General features: G+C 60.0%; 1 protein-coding gene. It reads right to left on the bottom strand.

The window, feature by feature from the left end:
- Nucleotides 1–40 precede the first annotated feature (40 nt).
- Nucleotides 41–827: IS256 family transposase (locus R4P47_RS25045; protein ID WP_317786076.1), on the bottom strand; the 787-nt coding region annotated here is incomplete at its 5' end.

Raw genomic sequence — 827 nt, 5'->3', positions numbered from 1 at the left:
GGGAGTGTCAGATTAACGGTGGATCCGACCTTGGCGTCGGTTAGTTTCCGTTCGGGGTGATGCGTCCTTCGAAGGTGATCGCGAACGCGTTGAGCGCTGGCTTCCACCTCATCGCCCATCGTGCCTTACCTTTCCCGGTGGGGTCCAGTGCCCGCGTGGCGAGATACAAGCACTTGAGGGCCGCTTGCTCTGTCGGGAAGTGTCCACGAGCGCGCACTGCGCGCCTGTAGCGGGCGTTGACGGACTCGATCGCATTCGTCGAGCAGATCACCCGCCTGATCTCGACGTCGTAGTCCAGGAACGGAACGAATTCACTCCACGCGTTGTCCCACATCCTGATGATCGCCGGGTATTGCTGACCCCATTTCTTCGTGAACTCGGTGAATCGTTCCTTCGCCGCAGACTCTGACGGAGCGGTGTAGACCGGCCGCAGATCACGCGCCATCTCATCCCAATACTTCCGCGATGCAAACCGAAAGGTGTTGCGTATCAGGTGAATAATGCACGTTTGCACCACCGCCAGCTCCCAGACGGTGTTGATGGCATCCGGCAAACCCTTCAGTCCATCGCACACCACGATGCAGACGTCGGCGACACCGCGGTTCTTGATTTCCGTCAGAACCGCGAGCCAGAACTTCGCGCCCTCACCACCCTCGCCGGCCCAGATCCCCAAGATGTCGCGTTCACCGTTCACGGTGACACCGATCGCGACATACATCGGCCGGTTCGTGACCTGACCGTCCCGGACTTTGACGTGCACAGCATCGATGAACATCACCGGATACACGCGCTCGAGTGGCCGGTTCTGCCATTCGGTCATTTCCCCG

Source organism: Rhodococcus sp. IEGM 1370, assembly GCF_033142325.1.
In the GTDB taxonomy this organism is placed as follows: domain Bacteria; phylum Actinomycetota; class Actinomycetes; order Mycobacteriales; family Mycobacteriaceae; genus Rhodococcoides.
The sequence above is the reverse complement of the archived record's forward strand: the minus strand, read 5'-3'. Positions and strand labels throughout refer to the sequence as shown.